Here is a 15,573-nt window from a genome sequence, read left to right on the forward strand (position 1 = left end):
ACTGTCGGCGGCGCCTGCTCCCGTTGCCCGCACTGCCGCCCCCGTGCCGCCGGTTGCTGCTCCTGTGGCACCTGCTGCGCCTGCTGCTCCCGTCGCGCCGCCGACAGTCGCGAAGTCGCCTGTGCCCGTACCAAGCGCACCGAGTGCACCGGCCGCGGCGGCCTCCGGCGGGCGGCCCGAGGTCGAAGCCGCCGTTCGCGCGTGGGCCGCGGCATGGACGGCGCAGGACATGCCACGCTACATGGCGGCGTACAGCAGCGGATTCGCGCCGCCCGGCGGGCAGAGCCGCAAGGCATGGGAGGACGAGCGTCGCGCACGTATCGTCGGCAAGCGCAACATCAGCGTCGGTGTCGACAACTTGGTGGTCGACATCGACAAGGACCGGGCGACAGCCCGTTTTCGCCAAAGCTACCGCGCCGACCACCTCAACGTGAACAGCCGCAAGACGCTCGAGTTCTTGCGCATCAACGGGCGATGGCAGATCAGCAAAGAGACCGTCGGGGGCTGATGCCGAACGGCCGCCCCATGGTTCACCGGGTTCGTGGAGGAGGCTGGGGACTGCTCCCCGTGATCGCGGCGTCGCTCGCGATGCTCGCCTGGCACCCGGTCGACGCCGCGCCGCGAGAGCGGCCTCGCCCTCCGCGGGCTTCGGTTCGCAGCGGCACGCCGGCACAGCCGGCCAAACGCACGGCACCGCCGCCAGCGACGGCGCCAACGCTTCCGCCGGCGAACGACGCCGAAGCCCGCTTGATCGAGGTTTACCGATTGTTCAATGCAGGCCACTCGCGTCAGGCCTTGTCGAAAGCCGAGGCACTGGCCGCTGCGTACCCGCACTTTCAACTGGCACAGTTGATCCACGGCGACCTGCTCGCGGCGCGCATTCCATCCGTGGCCGGACGCGGAAACGGCTCGCTGCTGCCGAAAAGCGGCGATCGGACGACACTCGCCGAGCTTCGCGAGGAAGCGCAGCGCCGCTTGTCGGCACTGCGCGAACGCCCACCCCCAGGCACCATTCCGTCGGAGTTCCTGGCACTGTCCAGGCAGCATCGGCACGCCATCGCCGTGGATGCTTCGCGCTCACGCCTCTACCTGCTCCGCAATACGCCCACGGGCCTTCAATGGGTTGCGGACTACTACGTATCGATCGGGAAGGCCGGGCTCGACAAATTGGTCGAAGGCGATGCCCGCACGCCGCAAGGCATCTACTACGTCACCAGCAATCTCGATCCGCGCTCACTGCGCGACTTCTACGGCGCCGGTGCGCTGCCCCTCAATTACCCGAACGCCTACGATCTGCGCCGCGGGCGCGGCGGAAGCGGCATCTGGCTGCATGGCACGCCCCCATCGCACTTTGCGCGCGCACCGCAGGCCACCGATGGCTGCGTCGTCATGTCCAACCCTGACCTGCAAGCCTTGCTGCGCATTGCCGAGCCTGGCGCCACACCCGTGGTGATCGCCAGGCGCCTCGACTGGATCGCGCCCGCCGAGGCACAAGCGCGAGCCCGCGCCTTCGACAGCACGCTCTCTGCGTGGAGCGAGGCGCGCACCGAGGGCGATCTGGCTCGGCTGCAGGATCTGTATCTGCCCGATCACCGGCGCAGCGGCCGCCTCGCGGAACGCATGCCGAACATCAGCGACGAGATCGATCAGCTGCGCGGACGGCGCGTCGAACTCAAGGACCGTAGCTATCTGTATTGGCGAGACGCCGGCGGGATGATGGTGGTCACCTTTGGTGAAATCATTGCCGGCGAAAAGTTCGGCCGTACGCGTCGCCAGTACTGGATGCGCTCCGGACCTCGATGGAAGGTATTCCACGAGGAATTCACCGGCTGAGCACGGCTTGGTCTCGTTCGCGCGAGGGGCTGCACATGAATTGCCGGCCGTTGGTCGCTGCCGGCGCCAGCACCATCGCCGGCAAAGGTTGCCGCGCGATGAAGCGAGGACGATGCGAAAGAGTTGGTGCCGCTTGTCGGAATCGAACTGACGACCTACCGCTTACAAGGCGGGTGCTCTACCAACTGAGCTAAAGCGGCGTAAGAAAACGGGGCTGATTTTAATGGCGGCCCATGGACCCACTGGGCGTCCGCGACTATTTGATGCGCTTGAGCGAAGGCCGCGCACCGCCTCCACCACCCGGCGGGCGCGGCGCGTCGTCCGGATCCGATGGCCCGGTCGCTCCGGTCGAATCCTCCGCGCCGTTGTCGCCGCTCACAAGATGGACGACCTTGCCCGCATCGGCATCGGCACGACGCGAGGCATCATGCAAAGCCAAGCGCGCCGACGCCGAGGCACTCCCGCCACCTTCGCCCTGCACAGGTGCCGCTGGCGCCGGTGCCGGCACGGGTGCGGGGAAGGCCATGCCCTGGCCATTCTCCCGTGCATAGATCGCGATCACGCGGCCGACCGGCACGCTGATCTCGCGGGCCGTGCCAGCGAAGCGGGCTTTGAACTCGATGAAGTCGTTGCCGAGCTTGAGCGAGCTGGTCGCATCGAAGCTGATGTTGAGCACGATCTCGCCGTTCTTCACGTACTCGCGCGGCACCTGCACGGAGTCGTCGACCTGCACCGCCACATAGGGGGTGAAGCCGTTGTCCGTGCACCACTCGTACAGCGCCCGAATCAGATACGGGCGGGTGGACGAGGACTCCAGCGCGTTGATCATGAAAAAAGGAGGTCGACAGCGTTCCGCGATTACTTGCGCATGACCTTCTCGGACGGCGTCAGCGCTTCGATGTACGCAGGGCGAGAGAAGATGCGCTCGGCGTACTTCAGCAGCGGCGCCGCATTCTTGCTGAGGTCGATGCCATAGTAATCCAGGCGCCAAAGCAGCGGCGCGATGGCGACGTCGAGCATCGAGAAATTGTCGCCGAGCATGTACTTGTTCTTGAGGAACACGGGTGCGAGCTGCGTGAGGCGGTCGCGGATGTGGGACCGCGCCTTTTCGAGCGCTTTGTCGTTGCCCTTGGAACTGCGGTTCTCCAGCGTGGACACATGCACGAAGAGTTCCTTCTCGAAGTTGAGCAGGAACAGCCGCACGCGGGCACGGTCGACCGGGTCGCCTGGCATCAGTTGCGGATGCGGGAAGCGCTCGTCGATGTACTCGTTGATGATGTTCGACTCGTACAGGATCAGGTCCCGCTCGACCAGGATCGGCACCTGGCCATACGGATTCATCACGCTGATGTCTTCGGGCTTGTTGTAGAGATCGACGTCGCGAATTTCGAAGTCCATGCCCTTTTCGAACAGGACGAAGCGGCAACGATGGGAGAAGGGGCAGGTCGTTCCGGAATACAAGACCATCATGGCGTAAGGCTCCTAAAAATCAAAAAGAGTGGGATGCCGTCAGCAACCCACTCCGCAAGGACGCGGACCCGGCACAACCGGGTCGCGCTTCGGTATCTACTTCACGTCCTTCCAGTACGACGCATTCAGGCGCCATACGAAGACCAGCGCCATCACCAGGAACAGCAGAACCCACACGCCGACCCGGATGCGCGTGTTCTGCGCCGGCTCGGCCATCCACTGCATGTACCCCACGAGGTCACCCATCGCCGTGTCGAACTGCAGCGGTGTCATGGTGCCAGGCGTGATCTGCTCCCAGCCCTTGAATACTTCCATCGCATGCCCGTGGGACTCGACCTTCTCGAAGACGGGGCGGCGCTCGCCCTGCAGTTCCCACATCGCATGAGGCATGCCGACGCTCGGGAATGCGAGGTTGTTCCAGCCGGTGGCTTTGGTGTCGTCGCGGTAGAAGGTGCGCAAGTAGGTGTACAGGTAGTCCGCGCCCGTGCCGCCATGGCCGGCGCGCGAGCGCGCCACCAGCGTCAGGTCGGGCGGAACGCCGCCGAACCAGGCCTTGGCCTGAGCCGGGTCGATGTTGGCCTTCATCGTCTCGCCGACCTTCTCGGTCGTGAACAGCAGGTTGTCCTTGATCTGCTGCTCGGAGATGCCGATGTCCTGCAGCCGGTTGTAGCGCATGAACGCCGCCGAGTGGCAGTTGAGGCAGTAGTTGACGAAGAGCTTGGCACCGTTCTGCAGCGAGGCGAGGTCGGTGGTCTTGTTCGGGGCCTTGTCCCAGGCGATGCCGCCCTCGGCGGCCTGCGCGCCGGCGGCGATGCCGAGCGCTGCGATCAACGTGAGGATCAGTTTCTTCATTGTCGTGGGCTCCGGTTCTCTCAATGCGCGTGGAAGGTCACGCGCTCGGGGACCGGCTTGAATTCACCGAGACGGCTCCACCACGGCATCAGCAGGAAGAAGCCGAAATAGAAAAGCGTACCGACCTGCGACACGCGCTCGCCGAGCGGCGAAGGCGGCTGCACTCCGAGGTAGGCCAGGACCACGAAGTTGACGACGAACACGCCGTACATGTACCAGTGCCAGCCCGGACGGTAGCGGATCGAACGCACCGGGCTGTGGTCGAGCCAGGGCAGGAAGAACAGGATGATGACCGCACCACCCATCACCACCACGCCCCAGAACTTGGCGTCGATCGACAGCATCATGGCGGCGACGATCACGGCAACGACCACGATGGCGGCCTTGAAGATGGCGGCGAGGCGCGCCTTCCAGACGCCGAAGGCGGAAGCTGCCACGACGCAGGCGATCAGCGCGTACATCATTTCGCTGGTGATGGCGCGCAGCATCGAATAGAAGGGCGTGAAGTACCACACCGGTGCGATGTGGTTGGGCGTCTTCAGCGGGTCGGCCGGGATGAAGTTGTTGTACTCCAGGAAGTAACCGCCGGCCTCGGGCGCGAAGAAGATCACGGCGGAGAAGATGGTGAGGAACACCACCACGCCGAAGATGTCGTGCACCGTGTAGTACGGGTGCGAAGGGATGCCGTCGAGCGGATGGCCGTCGGGGCCGCGATTGGCCTTGATCTCGATGCCGTCGGGGTTGTTGGAGCCCACTTCGTGCAACGCGATCAGGTGCGCCACCACCAGGCCCAGCAGCACCAGCGGAACCGCGATGACGTGGAAGCTGAAGAAGCGGTTCAACGTCGCGTCGCTCACCACGTAATCGCCGCGGATCAACAGCGCCAGGTCAGGGCCGACGAAGGGAATCGCGGAGAACAGGTTCACGATGACCTGCGCGCCCCAATAGCTCATCTGGCCCCAGGGCAGCAGGTAACCCATGAAGGCTTCGGCCATCAGGCACAGGAAGATCGCGCAGCCGAAGATCCAGATCAGCTCGCGCGGCTTGCGATAGCTGCCGTAGATCAGGCCGCGGAACATGTGCAGGTACACCACGACGAAGAAGGCCGAGGCCCCCGTGGAGTGCATGTAGCGAATCAGCCAGCCCCAGGGCACGTCGCGCATGATGTACTCGACCGACGCGAAGGCCAGCGCCGCGTCGGGCTTGTAGTGCATCACGAGGAAGATGCCGGTCACGATCTGGATCACGAGGACCAGCATCGCGAGCGAGCCGAAGATGTACCAGAAGTTGAAGTTCTTCGGCGCGTAGTACTTGCCCCACTGGTCGTTCCACAGCTTGGTCAGCGGGAAGCGGTTGTCGACCCAGTTCAGCAGCTTGTCGCTGGCGGGTGCGTTGGGGGAGATTTCCTTGAATTCAGCCATGTTCTTGTACTCCTCCTCAGGCCTTCTTGTCTTCGCCGATCAGAAGGCGCGTGTCGGAGAGGTACATGTGCGGTGGCACCGGCAGGTTGTCGGGCGCGGGCTTGTTCTTGTAGACGCGGCCGGCCAGGTCGAAGGTCGAGCCGTGGCAGGGGCAGAGGAAGCCGCCTTGCCAGTCGTCGGGCACCGAGGCCTGGGGACCGGCCTGGAGCTTGTCGATCGGAGAGCAACCCAGGTGGGTGCAGATGCCCACGACCACCAGGACGTCGGGCTTGATCGAGCGGTTCTCGTTGCGAGCGTACTCGGGCGTGAACTCGTCGGGATTGCGCTTGGATTGCGGGTCGGCCAACAGGCCGTCGAGCTTGGGCAGCTCGGTGACCTGGGCCGGCGTGCGCTTGAGGATCCACACCGGCTTGCCGCGCCACTCGACGGTCATCTTCTCGCCGGGCTGAAGGCCACCGATGTCCACTTCGACCGGTGCACCGGCCGCCTTGGCTTTCTCCGAGGGTTGGAAAGTGCTGACGAACGGGATGGCGGTGGCCACTCCGCCCACTGCGCCGGCGCAGCCTGATGCGATCAACCATGTCCGCTTGCTGCTGTCGACGCGCTGGCGGCCGACCGGGATGTCACTCATGGGGGGTCCTCAATCTTCTTCGCTGGTGGCTTGGGTCAACCAAAGATTGTAGCGGAGCGAAACAAGCGACTTCAACGCGAGCGCGGGGCGCGCCCGCGCGCCGTGCGCCCCTCTATACTGGCCCGCTCCAACAACAAGCACGCGAGGTGGTCAACATGAGTTTCCTCAGCGAATTTCGCGAGTTCGCCGTCAAGGGCAACGTCGTCGACCTGGCGGTCGGCGTGATCATCGGCGCGGCGTTCGGCAAGATCGTCGACTCGCTGGTGGCCGACATCATCATGCCGATCGTCGGCCTGGTGTTCGGCAGGCTCGACTTCTCGAACCTTTACGTGGTGCTGGGCTCGATACCAGCCAACGTGGCCAACAACCTGGCGGATCTCAAGAAGGCCGGCGTTCCGGTGCTGGCCTACGGCAACTTCATCACCATCGTCGTCAACTTCGTGATCCTGGCCTTCGTCATCTTCCTGATGGTGAAGCAGATCAACAGGTTGCGCCGCAAGCAGGAAGAAGCGCCGGCGACCGTCGTGCCGCCCGAAGACATCGTGCTCCTGCGCGAGATCCGCGACAGCCTCAAGCGCCCCTAAGCGCCAGCGCCCGCGCGACGCGGATCGCCTCGAGCAGGCTCGAGGCATCGGCCCGCCCGGTGCCCGCGATGTCGAAGGCGGTGCCGTGGTCCGGGCTGGTGCGCACGAGCGGCAGGCCCAGCGTCACGTTCACGCCCTTCTCGACACCGAGGTACTTCACCGGGATCAGGCCCTGGTCGTGGTACATCGCCACCACCACGTCGAACTCGCCGGCACGCTGCGCACTGGCGCGCGCGCGCATGAAGACGGTGTCGGGCGCATGGGGTCCGTCTGCATCGATGCCCTCGGCGCGCGCTGCAGCGATGGCCGGTGCGATGACGTCGCGCTCCTCGCTGCCGAACAGGCCTCCCTCCCCCGCATGCGGATTCAAGCCCGCCACCCCGATCCTCGGCGGGCGTCCCAGCACCGCGGACAGCGAAGCGTGCGTGATGCGCAGCGTCTGCAGGACGTTGTCGAAGCTCACTGCCTCGATCGCGTGGCGCAACGACATATGGATGCTCACCAGCACGGTTCGCAGTTCGTCGTTGGCCAGCATCATCCGCACGGGCAGCGCCTCCACCGGCACACCCAGATGCGCAGCAGCTTCGGCCTGCAACAGCTCCGTGTGGCCGGGAAAGGCATAGCCGGCTGCCGCCAAGGCCTCCTTGTGCAGCGGAGCCGTCACCACGGCCGCAATTTCCCCGCGCAGGGCCGTGCGCGCCGCCCAGACCACGGATTCGCCGGCGATGCGGCCCGCTTCGGCGCCGACCGCGCCGACAGGAATCGCCCCGCTCGGCGGCGAAGTCGCCTGGAGCACGGGGATGCAGCGCGGCGGCACGGCGGCGACATCATCGGGCGACTCGATCAGGGCGACGGGCAGCGCGGGCTGCCCGGGTGCCTCGAGCATCGCCGCGGCACGGCGCACGAGGCCCACGTCGCCTGCAACGAAACAGCCCTGCGCGAGGACGGGCGCATCGCGAAAGGCCTTGACGATGATCTCGGGCCCGATGCCCGCAGGATCGCCCAGGGTGATGGCGAAGACTCGGCGGTTCACGCGGGGTTGTCGATGTCGATGAACTGGTGCGCGCAGCCCAGTTGCGCCGCCACATGGGCCGCCACGGCCGGCGCGCCATAGCGCTCGGTCGCATGATGCCCGCAGGCCAGGAAGGCGACGCCCATCTCGCGCGCATAGTGCGCCTGCGGTTCGGAGATCTCGCCGGTGATGAACGCGTCGGCGCCGGCCGCGATGGCCGCCTCGAAGTAACCCTGGGCGCCACCCGTGCACCACGCGACGTTGCGGATCGGGCGCGCCGTCGGCACGTCAACCAGGGTGACCGGCCTGCCCAGTTCCTTTTCCGCATGCGCGGCCAATGCCTTCGCATTGGAGAAGGTCTCGCCGTTGCTGCGTGCGCCGATGAAGCCGATTTCGTGTTCGCCGAAGCGCCCGCCCGAACCGGCATGCGCCACGAGTCCGAGCTTCAGCCCCAGTTGCGCGTTGTTGCCGAGTTCGGGATGGGCGTCGAGCGGCAGGTGGTAGGCGAAGAGGCTCACGTCGTCGCCCAGCAGAAGGCCCAGCCGCTGCTTCATCCAGCCGGTGACGCGCCCGTCCTGGCCGCGCCAGAACAGGCCGTGGTGGACGAAGATAGCGTCGGCCTCGGCGTGGATGGCGGCCTCGATCAGCGCACGGCTGGCCGTCACGCCCGACACGATCTTGCGCACCGTGGTGCGGCCCTCGACCTGCAGGCCGTTGGGTCCGTAGTCCTTGAAGCGCTCCGGGGCAAGCAGCAGGTCGAAAGCGTGCAGCAGTTCGTGGCGAGTGGTGCTCATCGCGACATTGTGGCGCCGGACGCCGGCCCCGCGGAATAGCCATTTCGCAGCCGTGCTCACCCGGCCCGGCATGGCCGTTGAGGGACAATGCGTCATTCCGTCGCCGGCTTTTCGCCGGCTCGGCAGCAACTCCCCCGTCTTCTTCCTATTTCTCCATGAAACGCACCTGGCTGCTGTTCGCCCAAGCCGTCACCGTCATGCTGGCGGCCTATTTCGTCGTCGCCACGCTCAAGCCTGAATGGATCGGCCGCCGCACCACGTCGCTGGGCGGCCTGGTGTCGGTGATCGAGGCGCCGGCCGCCAATCCCGGGGCGGTGGCGCCCGGCAGCCTGAGCGCCGCGGCGAAGAAAGCGTCGCCAGCGGTGGTCAGCATCAATACCAGCAAGGCGGCGCGCCGCAGCCCGCGCAGCGAAGACCCGTGGTTCCGCTTCTTCTTCGGCGACCAGGGCGACCAGCCGCAGATCGGCCTGGGCAGCGGCGTGATCGTGAGCACCGACGGCTACATCCTCACCAACAACCATGTGGTGGAAGGCGCCGACGAGATCGACGTCACGCTCAACGACAGCCGCCATGCACGCGGCAAGGTGATCGGCACCGACCCGGACACCGACCTCGCGGTGCTGAAGATCGAGCTCGACAAGCTGCCGGTTGTGGTGCTCGGCAACTCCGACAACCTGCAGGTCGGCGACCAGGTGCTGGCCATCGGCAACCCGTTCGGCGTGGGCCAGACCGTGACCAGCGGGATCGTCTCCGCGCTGGGCCGCAACCAGCTGGGCATCAACACCTTCGAGAACTTCATCCAGACCGACGCGGCCATCAACCCCGGCAACTCCGGCGGCGCGCTGATCGACGTCAACGGCAACCTCGAAGGCATCAACACCGCCATCTATTCGCGCTCCGGCGGCAGCATGGGCATCGGCTTCGCCATTCCGGTGTCGACCGCCAAGCAGGTGCTCGAAGACATCGTCAAGGAAGGCAAGGTCACGCGTGGATGGATCGGCGTGGAGCCGAACGACCTGTCGCCCGAACTGGCGGAAACCTTCGGCGTGAAGGCCAGCAAGGGCGTGATCATCACCGGTGTGCTGCAGAACGGCCCGGCCGCGCGCGCCGGTGTGCGACCCGGCGACGTGATCACCGGCGTGGGTGAAAAGTCGATCGGCAACACGCAGGAGCTGCTGACCTCGGTGGCGGGCCTCAAGCCCGGAACGAGCGCCCGGTTCGCACTTCAGCGCGGCAGCGACAAGATGGAACTGGATGTCACCCCCGGCCTTCGGCCGCGCAGCCCGGTGCGCCGCGCGCCCGGTCAGCCCGAGTAAGGGTCGCGCGCCATCGGGCCGCAGGAATCAGGACTGCGCCGAGGAATCGGCGCTTTCCTCCGGGGCCCGCGTGTGCTTCGAGAAGTAGCGTGCGGCCACGATGCCCACCTCGTAGAGCACGCACATCGGAACCGCCAGTGCCAGCTGCGACACCACGTCCGGCGGCGTCAGCACGGCGGCGACGACGAAGGCCAGCACGATGAAATAACCGCGGAAGGCCTTGAGCTTCTCGATCGTCACCATGTCGAAGCGCACGAGCAGCATCACTACGATCGGCACCTGAAAGGCCACGCCGAAGGCCAGGTAGAGCGACAGGATCGACTCGACATACGACGCGATGTCGGGCGTGGCGGCCACGCTGGCCGGCGTGAAGTGCTGGATGAAGTTGAACATCTTGTCCAGCACGAAGAACTGGACGAAGGCGATGCCCGCATACGCGAGGAAGCTGCCGAAGAAGATCAGCGGCAGCGCGAATTTCTTCTCGTGGCTGTAGAGGCCCGGCGCGACGAACATCCAGGCCTGGTACATGAGCCAGGGCAGCGCCAGCAGCACCGCTGCCATCAGCAGCACCTTGAGCGGCACGAAGAAAGGCGAGAACACGCCCACAGCGATCAGCTTCGCATCAGGCGGCATGTGCGCGCGGATGGGAATGGCGACCACGTCGATCAAGCCCGCGGGCCCAGGCCAGATGGCGAGCAGTATGCCTGCGACCACCAGCCCGTAGACGCAGTACAGCAGCCGGTCGCGCAGCTCCATGAGATGCGCGACGAAGGGCTGCTCGGTGCCGGCCAGCTCGTCTTCTTTGTTCTTGTCGGGGGAATCGGCCATGTGGGGGCGCTGCGGTCAGGAGGTGGAGTCGCGCTGCGCGCGGCCGAATCGAACCAGGCAGTCGGATCTCAGTTGATCTTGTGGGGGCGGTAGCGCGCCACGCGCGCGGCGCCAGACAGAGCCCGGGTCCGCACGCCGTTGCGCGCCTTGTACCACTGGGGCGTGGCGCCCTGCTTGAGGCGCCATTTCTTTTTGGGATGCTTGTACTCGGGGTAGCTCGGTGTGGGCTCCGAGAGTTCCGAGTTGCCGGTCTGGCCGATCTCGGAGAACTGCTTCTCGAAATCGGTGGCCCCGGTATGGATGCTCTGCTCGACGTCGCGGGCGGCGTCCTGCACCGTGTCCTTCATCTTTCGAAGCTCGTCGAGGTCCATCGAGCGGTTGACCTCGGCCTTGACGTCGTTGACGTAACGCTGGGCCTTGCCCAGCAGCGTGCCGACGGTGCGCGCCACCCGCGGCAGCTTCTCGGGACCGATGACGATCAGCGCGACAGCGCCGATCAATGCCAGTTTCGAGATGCCGAGATCGATCACGGAAGCGGCCGGGCGATCAGGACTTCTGACGCGCTTCGACGTCGATGGTCGACTTGTCGGCAGCGTTGGCGTTGCTCACCTGCGGATTCGGCGTGGCGGGCGTCTCGGTGGTCGAGCCGTCCTTCATGCCGTCCTTGAAGCCCTTGACGGCGCCGCCCAGGTCGGAACCCATGTTGCGCAGTTTCTTGGTGCCGAAGATCATCACGACGACGAGCAGCACGATCAGCCAGTGCCAGATGGAAAGTGAACCCATGGATTACTCCTGAAGAATCGTTGGATTTTAGTCGGGGCCGCATCGGTGACCCGGTGCGGCGAATATCAACCCTTGGCCCAGGGCCTTGGGCCGCCCATGACGTGAACATGGAGATGGTGAACTTCCTGACCGCCCTCGGCGCCGGTGTTGACGACGATGCGGAATCCACCGTCCGGATAAGGGCGGCAGCCCTGCTCCACCGCCAGCTTGGGCGCCAGGGTCATGATCTTGCCCAACAGGGCCGAATCGTCCGGCGTGACCTGCGCCATCGACGGGATGTGACGCTTGGGCACCAGCATGAAGTGCACCGGTGCCCAGGGCGCGATGTCGTGAAAGCCGAACAGGTCTTCGTCCTCGTAGACCTTGCGCGACGGGATCTGCCCCGCGACGATTTTGCAGAAGATGCAGTTGGGATCAGACGACATTCGAAGGCTCCATGGACCGGCCGGCACTCATCCGCAGCATCCCCTTGACGATGCGATAGAGGAACCAGAGTGAAATCAGCGCCCAGGCCAGCCAGCCGGGCAGCAGGAACAGCAGCCAGAGCCAGGACGTGAGCACGTAGGCCACGCCGGCCCACAGCACCGAACGGATGCGCCAGCTGAAGTGCGAGGCCTGCCAGGTGCCGGCGGCATCGTCGCGCTTCACCAGGTCGATGACCAGCGCGATCAGCAGCAATGCGACGGAGGCCTGGGCCCCGGGCAGCACGGCGCCCACCGCCACCACGAGGTGGAGGATGTAGCTGATCCAGCCCCAGGTCTTCAGGGAGCTGTCGGGTTCGACGGTCACGATGTCGTTGCTCATGGCGGGCGTTCCTTTCCCTTACGTCAATCGCTGGAGGCTTCTCGAGCCTGCGCCTTGCGCAGGGCCTTTTCCTCGATGCCGCTGGTGCCTTCGCGGCGCTCCAGTTCGGCGATGACGTCGCGCGGCGACAAGCCGTAGTGCGCGAGCGCCACCATGCTGTGGAACCACAGGTCGGCCACTTCGTTCACGATCTTCGCGCGCTCGCCGCCGTGGTCGGCGTCCTTGGCGGCCATGACGACTTCGGTGGCCTCCTCGCCGATCTTCTTGAGAAAGGCGTCGGGGCCGCGGTGCAGCAGGCGGGCGACGTAGCTCTTGTCGGGGTCGCCGCCCTGCGCGGGCAAGCGGCTTTCGATCACGGCCGCCAGGCGGGCCAGTGCGTCTTCCATGGGGTGCGGAGAGGTGTCGGTGCTCATCGGGGCGCGGAGGTCGAGGCGGTGTAGATGGCCTCGGGGTCTTTGAGGACCGGCTCGGTCACGGTCCATCGGCCGTCCTCGTACTTGCTGAAAAAGCAGCTGTGTCGGCCCGTGTGGCAGGCGATGCCGGGTTCGTGGCCGGTCTGCGTGACCTGGAGCAGCAGCACGTCGTTGTCGCAGTCCATGCGGATCTGGTGCACGGTCTGTACGTGGCCCGATTCCTCGCCCTTGAACCACAGCTTGTTCCGCGAGCGGCTGAAGTACACGGCACGGCCCAGTTCGGCGGTCTTGGCCAAGGCCTCGCGGTTCATCCACGCGAACATGAGCACGTCGTTGCTGCCCTGTTCCTGCGCGATGACCGGCACCAGGCCGTTCGCATCCCATTTCACTTCATCGAGCCAATTCATGCTGCTATTGTCGGGCCTGCGCAATACCCGACCCGTCTAAAGCCTCACGGGAATGCCGCGCTCGGCCATGCGGGCCTTGGCCTCGCCCACGGTGTGCTGGCCGTAGTGGAAGATGCTGGCCGCCAGCACCGCATCGGCGCCGCCGGACTGCACGCCGTCGGCCAGGTCGTCGAGGCCGCCCACGCCGCCGGAGGCGATGACAGGAACACTCACTGCATCGCTCACGGCACGCGTCAGCGCCAGGTCGAAGCCGCTCTTGGTGCCGTCACGGTCCATGCTGGTCAGCAGGATCTCGCCAGCGCCTCGGCGCGCCATCTCGGCCGCCCACTGCACGGCGTCGAGCCCGGTGTTCTTGCGGCCACCGTGGCTGTACACGTCCCAGCCCGGGCCGCGCGCGGCAGCCTCGTCGGCAGTGCGGCGCTTGGCGTCGATCGCGACCACGATGCACTGCGCGCCGTACTTACGCGAGGCGTCCTCGATCACCTGCGGATTTGCGATGGCGGCGGAGTTGAAGCTGGTCTTGTCCGCGCCCGCATTGAGCAAGCGCCGCACGTCCTCGACCGTGCGCACGCCGCCGCCGACGGTCAGCGGAATGAAGACCTGCGAAGCCACGGCCTCGATGATCGGCAGGATCAGGTCGCGGCCGTCGCTGGTGGCCGTGATGTCGAGGAAGGTGAGCTCGTCGGCGCCCTGCGCGTTGTAGCGCGCCGCGATCTCGACCGGGTCGCCGGCATCGCGCAGTTCGACGAAATTGACGCCCTTGACGACACGGCCGCCGGTGACGTCGAGGCAGGGAATGATGCGCTTGGCGAGCATGGAAATCGTTCGGGAATGGGTTTCAAAGGACGGTGAGCTGCTGCCAGCCCTGCCAGCCGCCGCCGGGCGCGAGCATCACGGGCTCGTCGATGCGCGCGGCCTCGACGCACAGCATGTGGCGCCACCCGTCGTCGGGCAAGTCGTCCAGCCGCTTGCTCAGCTCGGGGCCGGGGTTCCAGACCACGGTCTCGGTGCAGCTCGCGCTTTGCGTGATCTCGAGCCGGCCGGCAGGCTGGACCAGATGGAGGGGCTGCGCCGGTGCGGTGTAGACGCTGTCGAACTCGGTGCCGAAGCGCAGCGCGGGTGCCAGGTCGACGTGTCGATCGTCGCGCACGGCATCCCAGCGGTTGGCGCCCTGGAGTCCTTCGAGCGATGCCTGCGCGATGTCGTCCACCCGCAGGTAGCTGTGCAGGGCTGCCGCGAAGGACCAGGGTGCGCGGCCCGTGTTGTCGATGCTCAGGGCCACGCGCAGCGAGCGAGGCGTCAGCGTCACCGCCAGCCTGGCGTGAAAGGCGTGCGGCCAGATGGCGCGGGTGGCCTGGTCGTCGTGCAGCGCGAGCACCAGGGTGCCGGGCTTTTCGCCCGCGGCGCCCGCATCGGCATGCCAGGTCACGTTGCGGACGAAACCGTGCTTGGGAAGCGAACCACGCTGGTTGAACTGCGGCCAGCAGAGCGGCACGCCGCCACGGATGGCACTGCGGCCGTCGAAGCGCGCATCGGGGCTCAGGTAGAGGCGCTCGACGCTATCGGCCGTCACCCACGACAGCACGTGGGCCCCGTGCAGCGCCACCGTGCACGCGCTGCCGTCGGGCAGGCCGAGCGCCATGGCGGGCTGGCCACGGAAATCGAGAACTTTGATGGGCATGGCGCCGATTCTAGGTTTGGAGGCATGGAACACCGTTGCGCAGGCCGTTACGAACCGCGCCATGGAAGATCAGACCCATCCGCAACCTCTGGCCGGCGGCTCCGCCGAAACAACCGACGATGCGCACGGCCACAGCCTGTCCGACGACCTGGCGTCGATCCTCGCCCGGGCAGCCGGCGATGCCCTCGCGATCCGCGACATCATCGACGTGCTGCAGGGCCGCGGCTTCAACGTCTTCGTGATCTTCCTGGTGCTCCCGTTCTGCCAGCCCGTGCCGCTGCCGGGTGTGTCGACGCCCTTCGGCGCGGTGCTGATGCTGTTCGGCCTGCGCATCGCGCTTCGGCAGGAGCCGTGGCTTCCAGAGCGGTTGCTGAACTACCGGGTGCCCTACGGCGTGCTGTCCCGGCTCGTCACGGTCGGCGCGTCGATCGCCCGGCGGGTCGAGACATTCATCCGGCCGCGCTGGCGCATCCTCGTGACGCAGCCCGGCTTCCGCAGCCTGAACGGGCTGGTGGTCATGTCCAGCGCCTTCGTCTTCATGCTTCCGTTGCCCGTGCCGCTCAGCAACGCCTTTCCGGCCTGGTCGATCCTGCTGCTCGCGCTCGGCATGATGGAAGAGGACGGCCGCGCGGTGCTGGCCGGATACGCCATGGGCATCGCGGCCTGGCTCTACATCGGCGCCCAATGGTGGTTGGGCAGCGCGGCGGTGGGGCGGGTCTTGTCGGGGGCCTGAGCGGTGGGCAC

At 66.3% G+C, this 15,573-nt stretch carries 20 protein-coding genes, 1 tRNA gene and 1 pseudogene; 5 read left to right on the forward strand and 17 right to left on the reverse strand.

Annotated features, from left to right (window positions below; genetic code table 11):
• Together B0W80_RS35250 and B0W80_RS31825 are read left to right on the forward strand one after the other, a co-directional pair.
• A pseudogene (locus B0W80_RS35250) lies at positions 1-508 on the forward strand (DUF4440 domain-containing protein); the annotation flags it as partial.
• A gap of 59 nt (positions 509-567) precedes the next feature.
• Positions 568-1,833, forward strand: a complete 1,266-nt coding sequence (locus B0W80_RS31825; protein ID WP_256856744.1) for a murein L,D-transpeptidase family protein — start codon at positions 568-570, stop codon at positions 1,831-1,833.
• A 124-nt stretch (positions 1,834-1,957) separates the two neighbouring features.
• Here B0W80_RS31825 and B0W80_RS31830 read toward each other — a convergent pair.
• The 6 genes from B0W80_RS31830 to petA all read right to left on the reverse strand — a co-directional run bounded on the left by B0W80_RS31830 (position 1,958) and on the right by petA (position 6,207).
• Positions 1,958-2,033: transfer RNA gene (locus tag B0W80_RS31830), tRNA-Thr, on the reverse strand.
• Positions 2,034-2,089: 56 nt separating this feature from the next.
• Positions 2,090-2,662: a ClpXP protease specificity-enhancing factor gene (locus B0W80_RS31835; protein WP_077003155.1), complete on the reverse strand. Its 573-nt coding sequence runs from the start codon at positions 2,660-2,662 to the stop codon at positions 2,090-2,092.
• 29 nt (positions 2,663-2,691) lie between these two features.
• Complete coding sequence (locus tag B0W80_RS31840; protein WP_077003156.1) at positions 2,692-3,303, reverse strand: glutathione S-transferase N-terminal domain-containing protein; 612 nt, start codon at positions 3,301-3,303, stop codon at positions 2,692-2,694.
• 96 nt (positions 3,304-3,399) lie between these two features.
• Complete coding sequence (locus B0W80_RS31845) at positions 3,400-4,155, reverse strand: cytochrome c1 (protein ID WP_077003157.1); 756 nt, start codon at positions 4,153-4,155, stop codon at positions 3,400-3,402.
• Between the two features lie 20 nt (positions 4,156-4,175).
• Positions 4,176-5,576 (reverse strand): cytochrome bc complex cytochrome b subunit, encoded by a 1,401-nt coding sequence (locus tag B0W80_RS31850; RefSeq protein ID WP_077003158.1) that lies wholly within the window; start codon positions 5,574-5,576, stop codon positions 4,176-4,178.
• A 16-nt stretch (positions 5,577-5,592) separates the two neighbouring features.
• Positions 5,593-6,207 carry a ubiquinol-cytochrome c reductase iron-sulfur subunit gene (gene petA / locus B0W80_RS31855; RefSeq protein WP_077003159.1) on the reverse strand — a complete coding sequence of 205 codons (615 nt, stop codon included), beginning with the start codon at positions 6,205-6,207 and terminating at the stop codon, positions 5,593-5,595.
• Positions 6,208-6,362: 155 nt separating this feature from the next.
• Here petA and mscL point away from each other — a divergent pair, with 155 nt between their 5' ends.
• The gene (gene mscL / locus B0W80_RS31860; protein WP_077003160.1) at positions 6,363-6,791 is read left to right on the forward strand and encodes a large conductance mechanosensitive channel protein MscL; all 429 of its coding nucleotides are present in this window, start codon (positions 6,363-6,365) and stop codon (positions 6,789-6,791) included.
• On the opposite strand, the gene pdxA is transcribed toward mscL, so the two are convergent.
• Complete coding sequence (gene pdxA / locus B0W80_RS31865; protein ID WP_077003161.1) at positions 6,778-7,824, reverse strand: 4-hydroxythreonine-4-phosphate dehydrogenase PdxA; 1,047 nt, start codon at positions 7,822-7,824, stop codon at positions 6,778-6,780. The two genes, mscL and pdxA, sit on opposite strands and share 14 nt — an antisense overlap.
• Entirely contained in the window at positions 7,821-8,597 is a 777-nt protein-coding gene (locus B0W80_RS31870; protein WP_077003162.1) for a Nif3-like dinuclear metal center hexameric protein, read from the reverse strand. The genes pdxA and B0W80_RS31870 overlap by 4 nt, the downstream gene beginning before the upstream one ends.
• Before the next feature lie 155 nt (positions 8,598-8,752).
• Between B0W80_RS31870 and B0W80_RS31875 the strand changes: the two genes are divergently transcribed.
• Positions 8,753-9,913 (forward strand): S1C family serine protease, encoded by a 1,161-nt coding sequence (locus B0W80_RS31875; RefSeq protein WP_077003163.1) that lies wholly within the window; start codon positions 8,753-8,755, stop codon positions 9,911-9,913.
• Between the two features lie 27 nt (positions 9,914-9,940).
• Here the strand turns inward: B0W80_RS31875 and tatC are convergent, their stop codons facing one another.
• The 9 genes from tatC to B0W80_RS31920 form a co-directional block, all read right to left on the reverse strand.
• Positions 9,941-10,741: a twin-arginine translocase subunit TatC gene (tatC, locus tag B0W80_RS31880; RefSeq protein WP_077003164.1), complete on the reverse strand. Its 801-nt coding sequence runs from the start codon at positions 10,739-10,741 to the stop codon at positions 9,941-9,943.
• Positions 10,742-10,809: 68 nt separating this feature from the next.
• On the reverse strand, positions 10,810-11,271 hold the full coding sequence (gene tatB / locus B0W80_RS31885; RefSeq protein ID WP_077003165.1) for a Sec-independent protein translocase protein TatB: 462 nt from the start codon (positions 11,269-11,271) through the stop codon (positions 10,810-10,812).
• 16 nt (positions 11,272-11,287) lie between these two features.
• On the reverse strand, positions 11,288-11,524 hold the full coding sequence (gene tatA, locus B0W80_RS31890) for a Sec-independent protein translocase subunit TatA (protein WP_077003166.1): 237 nt from the start codon (positions 11,522-11,524) through the stop codon (positions 11,288-11,290).
• Positions 11,525-11,589: 65 nt separating this feature from the next.
• Positions 11,590-11,949 carry a histidine triad nucleotide-binding protein gene (locus B0W80_RS31895; RefSeq protein WP_077003167.1) on the reverse strand — a complete coding sequence of 120 codons (360 nt, stop codon included), beginning with the start codon at positions 11,947-11,949 and terminating at the stop codon, positions 11,590-11,592.
• Positions 11,939-12,328, reverse strand: a complete 390-nt coding sequence (locus B0W80_RS31900) for a hypothetical protein (RefSeq protein WP_077003168.1) — start codon at positions 12,326-12,328, stop codon at positions 11,939-11,941. The genes B0W80_RS31895 and B0W80_RS31900 overlap by 11 nt, the downstream gene beginning before the upstream one ends.
• A 23-nt stretch (positions 12,329-12,351) precedes the next feature.
• Positions 12,352-12,741, reverse strand: a complete 390-nt coding sequence (locus B0W80_RS31905) for a phosphoribosyl-ATP diphosphatase (protein WP_077003169.1) — start codon at positions 12,739-12,741, stop codon at positions 12,352-12,354.
• Positions 12,738-13,148 (reverse strand): phosphoribosyl-AMP cyclohydrolase, encoded by a 411-nt coding sequence (gene hisI / locus B0W80_RS31910; protein WP_077003170.1) that lies wholly within the window; start codon positions 13,146-13,148, stop codon positions 12,738-12,740. Before hisI ends, B0W80_RS31905 begins: the two co-directional genes overlap by 4 nt.
• A gap of 36 nt (positions 13,149-13,184) precedes the next feature.
• Complete coding sequence (hisF, locus tag B0W80_RS31915; RefSeq protein ID WP_077003171.1) at positions 13,185-13,964, reverse strand: imidazole glycerol phosphate synthase subunit HisF; 780 nt, start codon at positions 13,962-13,964, stop codon at positions 13,185-13,187.
• A 22-nt stretch (positions 13,965-13,986) separates the two neighbouring features.
• Positions 13,987-14,829: a D-hexose-6-phosphate mutarotase gene (locus B0W80_RS31920; RefSeq protein ID WP_077003172.1), complete on the reverse strand. Its 843-nt coding sequence runs from the start codon at positions 14,827-14,829 to the stop codon at positions 13,987-13,989.
• Positions 14,830-14,890: 61 nt separating this feature from the next.
• Between B0W80_RS31920 and B0W80_RS31925 the strand changes: the two genes are divergently transcribed.
• Entirely contained in the window at positions 14,891-15,562 is a 672-nt protein-coding gene (locus tag B0W80_RS31925) for an exopolysaccharide biosynthesis protein (protein WP_077003173.1), read from the forward strand.
• The last annotated feature ends 11 nt before the right edge of the window (positions 15,563-15,573 follow it).

Source organism: Variovorax sp. KK3 (genome assembly GCF_001984055.1).
GTDB lineage: Bacteria > Pseudomonadota > Gammaproteobacteria > Burkholderiales > Burkholderiaceae_C > Variovorax.